At 78.4% G+C, this 5,844-nt stretch carries 5 protein-coding genes; 1 reads left to right on the top strand and 4 read right to left on the bottom strand.

The annotated features are described in order from the left end of the window. The 4 genes from PYV61_RS19795 to PYV61_RS19780 all read right to left on the bottom strand — a co-directional run. Window positions 1-693: hypothetical protein (locus tag PYV61_RS19795; RefSeq protein ID WP_275834848.1), on the bottom strand; the 693-nt coding region annotated here is incomplete at its 3' end. A gap of 7 nt (window positions 694-700) precedes the next feature. Then, entirely contained in the window at window positions 701-1,495 is a 795-nt protein-coding gene (locus PYV61_RS19790) for a hypothetical protein (protein ID WP_275834846.1), read from the bottom strand. 107 nt (window positions 1,496-1,602) lie between these two features. Continuing rightward, a complete protein-coding gene (locus PYV61_RS19785; RefSeq protein ID WP_275834844.1) occupies window positions 1,603-3,525 on the bottom strand; it encodes a serine/threonine-protein kinase in 1,923 nt (640 codons plus the stop codon). A 55-nt stretch (window positions 3,526-3,580) separates the two neighbouring features. After that, the gene (locus PYV61_RS19780) at window positions 3,581-4,084 is read right to left on the bottom strand and encodes a hypothetical protein (RefSeq protein WP_275834842.1); all 504 of its coding nucleotides are present in this window, start codon (window positions 4,082-4,084) and stop codon (window positions 3,581-3,583) included. Window positions 4,085-4,193: 109 nt separating this feature from the next. Between PYV61_RS19780 and PYV61_RS19775 the strand changes: the two genes are divergently transcribed. Further along, a partial coding sequence (locus PYV61_RS19775) for a serine hydrolase domain-containing protein (RefSeq protein WP_275834840.1) occupies window positions 4,194-5,844 on the top strand: 1,651 nt, incomplete at its 3' end.

Here is a 5,844-nt window from a genome sequence, read left to right as displayed (position 1 = left end):
GCCGCGGTCGGCCACCCGCCGCTCCTCGGCGGCCAGCGCCGAGAGCCGCGTGTCGAGCCGCGGCGTGATCGCGACGCCCGCCGCGACGGCGCGCACGAGCGCGCGCGCCTCGTCGGCCGTGTACGCGGAGCGCCACGCGTAGAGGTCCGCCCGCGCGCGGCGCGCCGGGTCGACGGCGATCGCCAGCCACCGCTCCGGGGGGCCGCTCGCCACGTCGTCGCCGCGCCCCTCGTTGGTCGCCGCCACGCGCGTGACCGCGCCCGCGGCGTCGCGGTCGTCGGCGAGCCACCGCTGCGCGGCGAAGTGCGCGGCGAGGCGCGACGCGTCGTCGGCGGGCGGGTAGAACGCCTCGATCGTCGTCGCGTCGATGGTCGTCGCCTCGGCGCGCGGCGCCGCGTCCGACGCGGGGAGCAGCGTGACGTCGAGCAGCACCGGGTCCGCGCGGTAGCCGCCGAGCACCGTGTGCTGCCCCTGCTCGAAGCGATAGGTGACGCCGCGCGCGTCGGCGCGCACCACGCCGCGCGGGTGGAAGGTCGGCGCGAGCGGCGCCGTCGCCAGCCCGTCGAGGTCCACCGGGCGCGCCTCGTCGAGCCGCCGGTCGCGCAGCTCGCGCCGCCACGGCGACCCGACGGTGCACGTCGCGACCACCGCGACGGCCGTGAGCAGCAGTCCGCCGACGACGAGCTTCAGCACGCGCCGCTCACGGCGTGCCGCCGGGGCGCAGGTCGTCGGGGAAGAGCGCGGCCGGCAGCCCGGCGGCGGCCTGGTACGCGCCGAGCCGGCGCAGGAACTCGGGCATCGGGAGGCGCTGGTCGTCGGGGAGCGACCACAGCTCCACCACCTGCCACGCGCCCGCCGCGTCGGTCGAGAGCAGCGCGGCGACGGTGAGGTCGGTCTCCTGCTGCTCGCCGCCGTCGAGCGGCACCACCTCGGTGGCGCGCAGGAACGCCCACGTCCCCGCGGCGCGCACGTGGTCGACGCGGAAGTGCGTGTCGACGCCGAGCCGCGCGCGCACCGCGTCGAGGAGCGCGGCGCGCGTCGCGCTCGGGTCGCCCGGCGTGGTGACCGTCGCCGTCACGCCCGGCGCCACCGGCGCGGCCGCGTCGGCCGGCGGGACGAGCGACGTGAAGCCCGCGCGCTTCATCTCGCCCAGCAGCGACGGGAGCGCGACCAGCAGCCCCGCGCCCCACACCAACCAGAGCGCGCCGACCACCCCCGCCTCGTGGCGCGCGACCCACGCCACGCGCGCCGCGTCGGCGTTCCCCGCGCGCCGCTGCCCGCCGACGAACGAGCGCACCATCAGCGGCGGCACGCACGCGATCGCGGCGGCGATGCCGAGGACGGCCACCACGCGCAGCGGCATCACCGCCGACAGCGACGGGAGCCCGCCGGCCGCCTCGGCGCGCGCGAACAGCACGCTCAGCGCGACGCCGCACGCGACGACGACGCCGACGAGCGAGGCCAGGACGACGAGCCAGGTGCGGGTGCTGGGCATCGGGACGCGGGGCGGGGGCGGGGACCCGGGCGCGGCCCGGCCAATGTGCGCCCCCCCCGCGGCGCCGTCCAGCGCGCCGCCGGTCCCGCGCCCTCAGTCCCGCGCCCTCAGTCCCGCGCGGCGCCGAGCGCGCGCGGCGCCGCCTCGCCGTCGGTCTCGCGCCGGGCGTCGGCGAGCCGCCCCACGTCCTCGCCGAGCAGCCGCGCCGCCTCGCGCAGCGTGGTGAGCGGCGCGCGGTCGCCGGCGTCGGCGTGCAGGCGCAGCAGGTCGAGCCGGATCGACTCCAGCGCGGCCACGCTGTCGGCGAGGTGCGCGGACGCGCCGCGGCGGCGCGCCGACAGCTGCGCCGAGTCGCCGACCGCCGACGCCGCGAGCGCGGCCAACAGCTCGATCTCGGCGCGCGCCTCGGCGGCCCGCGCCTCCAGCTCGGCGCGCGACTGCGGCAGCCCCGCGAGCTGGTGGCGGTACGCCGGCGGGAGCGCCGCGTACAGGTCGGCGGCGGCGAGGCCGAGCGCCGCCTCGGTCGCGCGGAACGCGCCGTCGGAGGCGCGCGAGCGCTCCGGCGCGCCGAGGCGGCGCGCGAGCCACTCGCCGGCGGGGCCGTTCCACAGGCGGTCGCGGATCCCCGTCTGCCACGACTCGCGCAGCGCGCGCGGGACGAACTGCACGTCGAGCGCGTTGCTGACGGCGCCCAGCAGCATCGTGGTGAGCAGCGGCGCCAGCATCCACCAGATCGACACGCGGTTCTCGTGGATGACGCCCTCCACCATCAGCGCGAAGGTGACGGCCAGCCACGACGCCGCCGCGACCGTGGCGAGACGCAGCGTGCGGTGCGTCGCCGCCTCGGCCGCGTCGTGCGCCAGCGCCTCCGACTCCGCGCGCTCGCGCCGCTCCACCTCGGCCGCGCCGCGCAGGTCGGCCAGCGTGTGCCCGGCGCGGAACTGCCGGCGCGCCTGGTTGAGGTGGAAGCCGACGATCGGGACGAGCGGCGCCGCCGCCACCGTGGCGAGCAGCAGGACGTCGCGCCACTTGGAGCCGGGGTTGCCCGTGACGTTGGCGTAGACGTTCCCCGCCGTCAGCGCGAGGAAGCCGGCCGACCACCCCATGTACGGGACGAGCAGCGGGTTCCGCGCGGCCAGCCAGGCGCGCAGCGTCGGCGGCAGCGCGGGGCGCGCCTCGGGCGGCGGCGCGAGGGCGGCCGCCAGCGCCTCGCCGTCGGGGAAGCGGTCGCCGGGGTCGCGCGCCAGGCAGCGGTCGATCGCCGTCGCCAGGGCGGGGGGGAGCCCCGGCGCGACGCGCAGCACGCCGGGCGCCGCCTCGGTCGCCTGCCGCACCAGCAGCGCCGGCACGCTCGCCGCCTCGAACGGGAGCCGCCCGCTCACGGCGAGGTAGCCGACCACGCCGAGCGCGTACAGGTCGCTGCGGCCGTCGAGCGGCGCGCCGGCCGCCTGCTCGGGGCTCATGAAGTGCGCGGTCCCCATCACCCGCCCCGGGTCGGTCTCGGGCGCCGCGTGCGCGCCGCCGTGCGCGATCCCGAAGTCGGTGACCAGCGCGCGCCCCGACGCCGCCTCCAGCAGGATGTTGTCGGGCTTCACGTCGCGGTGCACGATCCCGCGCCCGTGCGCGTACGCGAGCGCCCACGCCACCTCGCGCAGCGCGCGCGCGGCCTCCGCGGGGGGGAGCGGGCCGCGCGCGCGCAGCCGCTCGCCGAGCGTCTCCCCCTCGACGTACGCCATCACGAAGAAGACGAAGCCCCCCATCTCGGCGACGCGGTGGATGGGGACGACGTGCGGGTGCGACAGCCCGGCGGCGGTGCGCGCCTCGCGCAGGAAGCGCTCGCGCGACGCGGCGGCGCCGGCGAGGTGCGTGGGCAGCACCTTGATCGCCACGTCGCGGTCGAGCTGCACGTCGCGCGCGAGGTAGACGACCCCCATCCCGCCGCGCCCGAGCTCGCGGCGCAGCGAGTACTCGCCGGCCACGGCCGCCTGGAGCGCGAGGAACTCGGGGGTGGGCGGGACGGGAGGCGTCATGCCGCTATCACGACCGAAGGGGGAAAGCGTTTCCGCGCGCCGCGGCGCGCGCCGCTCACGTCGGGGAGCACCGCCCGACCTCCCCCGGCAGGTCGCGGGCGCCGCCCACCGCCGCCTCCAGCCGCTCGCGGCCGGGGAGCGCGGTCTCGAGGACGACGCGGGCGCGGCCGGCGAGGAGCGCGTCCCGCACGCGCGCGTACTCCGCCTCGGACACGCGGGCGACGCGCAGGGCGACCACGGCGTCCACGTACAGCGTGGCGGTGTCGGTGGGGATCTCGGCGAGCACGGCGCCGCCGGCGGCGACGAGGAGGGCGACGGTGACCCGGCCGCGCAGCGGGGCGCCGGCCGCGCCCGCGGCGCCCAGCACGCCGACCGAGAGGTGGAACGCCGACGGCCCGACGGTCTCGCGCAGCTCGACCTCGACGGTGGCGAGCGTCGCGCCGGCGGCGTCGCGCACCGTGCCGCCGGCCACGGTGCGGGCGGCGGTGCCGCAGTCGTAGGCGCACGCCTGGAGGGCGAGCGCGGCGGCGGCGATCGGGACGGCGCGGAGTCGGGACATCGGTCGGCGGTGAGGGCCCCCCCCGCGCACGGCGAGCGGCGTGCCGGCGGCGCTTGCTTTCTGACGTAAAGTACTTCATGTTGGCGCGGCCCGCCAACCCAGGAGTCGCATGCGCCGCATCCCCCTGCTCGCCGCCGTCCTGCTCGCGCTCCCGCTCCGCGCGCAGGACCGGACCGCCGAGGTCGACCGGATCTTCGCCTTCGCCACCGCCGAGTCGCCCGGGTGCGCCGTCGGCGCGTCGCAGCGCGGGCGGACGCTCGTGAGCCGGGGCTACGGCCTCGCCGACCTCGGGAAGCGCACCCCGATCGGCGAGCGCGCGCGATTCGACATCGGCTCGACGCAGAAGCAGTTCACCGCCGCGGCCATCCTCCTGCTGGTCGAGGACGGGCGCCTCGCGCTGGCCGACGACGTCCGCAAGCACCTCCCCGAGCTCCCCGACTATGGGCGCCCGGTCACGATCGACCACCTCCTCACCCACACGGCCGGGATCCGCGACTGGACCGGGCTCCTGCCGATGGCGCCGGAGGGGACCGACGTCCTCGCGCTCGTCCTGCGGCAGCGCGGCCTCACGGCGCCGCCGGGGGAGGCGTGGTCGTACTCGAGCAGCGGCTTCGAGCTGGCCAAGGCGATCGTCGCGCGCGCCAGCGGGACCTCGTTCGCCGAGTTCGCGCGGAAGCGCCTGTTCGCGCCGCTCGGGATGACGGCGACCGCCTACGTCCCCGACGTCCTCCAGGCGGGCCCCGACGCCGCCCTCGGCTACCAGAAGGACGGCGCGGCGTGGACGCCGTACATGCGGCTCGGCGCCAACCGCGGCGGGGGCGCCATCGTCAGCACGGTCGGCGACCTGCTGCGCTGGCAGGACGCGCTGGCCGACGGGAAGCTGGGGGCGTCCGTGACCGCGAAGCTCCACGAGCCGGCGCGGCTGCGCAACGGGCGGACGCTCTCGTACGCCCGCGGCCTGATCGTGGAGTCCAACCGCGGCCGCCGGATGGTGTGGCACTCGGGCGGCGCGGCGGGCTTCAGCACCCTGATGGCCCGCTTTCCCGAGCACGCGCTCTCGGTGGTCGTGGCGTGCAACTTCGACCCGGTGTCCGCGACGGCGCTCGGGGCGCGCGTGGCGGACCTGTTCCTGCCGCCGCCCGGCGAGCAGCCGGCGCGCGCCGCGGTCGGGGGCGTGGACGTGGGCCCCCGCGCGGGGCTCTACCTCGACGAGCGTACCGGCGAGCCGCTGCGGCTCGCGGTGAACGGGGGGCGGCTCGGTGTCGCCAACGGCCCGCCGCTGGTCCCGACGAGCGCGACCGAGTTCCGCCCCCCGCGCCCCGACCTGTCCTTCCGCTCGCAGGACGACTTCACGCTGACCTTCGCCGACGCCGACCGCTTCGAGATCCGCTCGATGGAGGGGGAGGTGACGCGCTACCGCCGCGCGCGCCCGTGGACGCCCGCCGCCGCCGAGCTGGCGGCGCTCGACGGGCGGTACGAGAGCCCGGAGCTGGGGAGCGTCTTCCACGTCGTCGCCGGCGACGGGCGGATCACGCTGCGGTCGGAGCGCGACGCGGCGCGGGCGGTGGAGCTGGAGCCGCTGGAGCGCGACGCCTTCATCCGCAGCCTGATGACCGTCCGCTTCCGCCGCGACGCCGGCGGCAAGGTCGTCGGCTTCGACTACGGCAACCCGCTCGTCCGCGGGATCGCCTTCACCCGGCTCGGCGACCGCGCGGCGGGTGCCACCGCCGCCGCGCCGGCGCCCGACGCGTCGAACGCCG

Source organism: Roseisolibacter sp. H3M3-2 (assembly GCF_029211165.1).
In the GTDB taxonomy this organism is placed as follows: Bacteria; Gemmatimonadota; Gemmatimonadetes; order Gemmatimonadales; family Gemmatimonadaceae; genus Roseisolibacter.
Note: the sequence above shows the minus strand (reverse complement) of the source record. Positions and strands in the feature narration are given on the sequence as shown.

Excerpts from the sequence above, each read along its gene's own strand:
- PYV61_RS19780 (WP_275834842.1), bottom strand. The coding sequence starts at position 4,084 with ATGTCCCGACTCCGCGCCGTCCCGATCGCCGCCGCCGCGCTCGCCCTC.
- PYV61_RS19785 (WP_275834844.1), bottom strand. The coding sequence starts at position 3,525 with ATGACGCCTCCCGTCCCGCCCACCCCCGAGTTCCTCGCGCTCCAGGCG.
- PYV61_RS19790 (WP_275834846.1), bottom strand. The coding sequence starts at position 1,495 with ATGCCCAGCACCCGCACCTGGCTCGTCGTCCTGGCCTCGCTCGTCGGC.